Consider the following 2,765-nt stretch of genomic DNA (forward strand, 5'->3'; position numbering starts at 1 on the left):
GTACAGAACATATGGTATTTTGATGATTAAATCATCCAACAATACACTGGTTGAAAATGATGTAAGTGTAACTTCTCTTGTAAACCAGTCCTTAGCAGTAAACTCAACCAATTCTCTTGTCGGTATTGATTTCTACTATGATTGTGACAACAACATAATTTCCAAAAACAAAATTAATGTCACAGGTTTGGATAATTGCTTGTATGGTGCAGGTGCTCTTGCTCACCCAACAGGAGAATATGCAGCAACCACAGCTATTAACAACACTTTCATATCTAATGATATTTATATAAGTGGTCCTAATGTCGGTGAAGGATTAATTTTAGGCCAGGATTGTGACGATACAAAAATAACTGACAACAATGTTGTTTTAAATTGCGGACGTACCGTTTATGGTATTGTTTTAGAAATGTCTCACGATTCTACAATTACCGGAAACAATATTGTATTTGATAGTGAGGTCGGTTATGGAATTGAAGGATTCGTGTCAGATGACAATGTAATTGAAAATAACATAATCACTGGTGACGGAAAGATTATTTCAGGAATTGCAGCTATTAAATCAAGCAATTATGTAATTCAAAATAATACAATAACATCAAACGGTGATGGCTCTTCACTTGACTTCGTTGTTCGCGATTCCCTAAAAGCTCCAAATTCAGGAATATATTTCGAAGGTGTATCTAAAGGAAACCTTATTGATTCAAATATCATCACAACAGAAAATGGTTATCCTGTAGATTTATCTGTTGCAGCAACCGGAAACAATGTAACTTACAATTACCTTAAAGGTAAGGAAGGTTCAGGTGATGATGGAGTAAACAATTCTAAAGGAAATATTGTCCATGATAATTATGAATCAACTTTTGATAATATAGTAATGGATAATGTAACTGCAGAATATAATTCTAAATTTACTGTTACTGTCAAAACAAAAAATGCTGCTAACGGCGCTAATGCACAATTCAGATTAGGTGATTTGATTATAGGAAATGCTACAGTCAATAATGGTCAAGCCAGTTTAACCTACACATTAAATAAAAACTATAATGTTGGAAACTACACTATTACTGCTGTTTTAAGCAAACCGAATGTCAAATCAGAAGAAATCACTGCTAATTTGGAAATTATCAAGGCAAATGTAAATATTGATGTTGAAGATGTATCTGCTAATGCAGGAGACACAGTTCCATTCACTGCTGTTGTAATGGATTCAAACGGTCAGCCTATTGCTGATGTTGAAGTTAAATTCCAAAGAAATGCTAACTTTATAGGATCTGCAAATACGGATAAGGATGGTAAAGCTGTTTTAAATAGACAAATTCCAGCTTCACTTGCTGAAGGCACTTATACTATTTTTGCAACAGTGACTGAAAGCGATAATTATAATCAGGCTATTGGAAATGCTACCTTAACTGTAATGGATGCTTCTAAAACTTCCACTAAAATTACAGCTAATGATATTACAATGTATGTTAAAGATGGAACCAGATTAGTTGGAACAATTACTGATTCAAATGGAAAACCTTTATCCAACATAACTGTTGCTGTAACTATTAATGGTGTTACTCGTGATAGAATAAGTGATGCTAATGGTCAAGTTTCTTCTGCTTTGAATTTGGATGCCGGAACATATGATGCATCATTTGTATTTAAAGGGGATTCCAAATACAGAGCTTCAAGCGCTAACTCAACAGTTACTATTAAACCAACGCTGGCTGGAAATGATATTGTAATGATGTATAAGGACGGAACCAAATATCTTGTTGCTGTAATGAAAGATAATAAACCTGTAGCTAATGTTAATATTGATTTAAACATTAATGGTGTAATTTATCATCGTACAACCAATGCTGTTGGAACAGCTGCTCTTGCTTTAAACCTTAATCCGGGCAATTATACAATAACTGCTATGAGAACAGATACTGATGAAAGATTAGCTAATAATATTGAAATCAAACCTTTGTTGGCTGAAAATAAGGATATTGAAATGTATTTCAAAAACGGTACTGGATATACGGTTAAAGTAATCAAACAGGACGGTAATGTTGCCGGTGCTGGTGAAACTGTCACGTTCAATATTAATGGTGTGATGTATGAACGTAAAACCGATGATCAGGGAATTGCAAAGCTAAACTTAAACTTAAATCCTGGTGATTATATCATCACTGCTATGTATAATGGATGTATGGTTTCAAACAATATTAAGATACTTCCTGTGCTTTATGCACAAGATTTGACTAAAAAATATGGTGAAAAAACTCCATTTACTGTAAACGTTGTTGACGGTCATGGAAAACCTTTAGCCAATACCAATGTATCATTCAACATTAATGGTGTATTTTACATTCGTACAAGTGGTGATGATGGTATTGTTAAACTAAACATTAATTTGATGGTAGGTAAATACATTATCACTTCATCATATAATGGTTCAAGTATTGCAAACACGGTAACTGTCACATCTTAGGGGTTAATCTTTTAACCTCTATTTTTTCTTTTTTTTTAAACTGAAATAGAACAATTTACAAGATTTTATTTTCTGTATTGATAAAATACAATTGGATTATTGATTATGGAAAGAATAATCTAATATAAAAATTAATTTTTTCTAGAAAAAGAGCAAATTTGAATTAGGTATATGTTCCGATTAACGAAACATATACTAAAATGATTTTTTTTAAGTAACACGGGAGATGTTACAATCAATATTTTGTTATAATTAGTATTTAAGTATTTGCATATTTAAGAATGCCTAAATTTAA

1 protein-coding gene is annotated in these 2,765 nt (G+C 32.1%); it reads left to right on the forward strand.

The window, feature by feature from the left end:
* Positions 1-2,470, forward strand: a 2,470-nt coding sequence (locus tag ACKI3Q_RS07530) for an Ig-like domain-containing protein (RefSeq protein ID WP_407415805.1), incomplete at its 5' end; no start/stop codon positions are given.
* Between the last annotated feature and the right edge of the window lie 295 nt (positions 2,471-2,765).

The sequence above is a fragment of the Methanobrevibacter sp. genome (genome assembly GCF_045636185.1).
Taxonomy (GTDB): domain Archaea; phylum Methanobacteriota; class Methanobacteria; order Methanobacteriales; family Methanobacteriaceae; genus Methanocatella.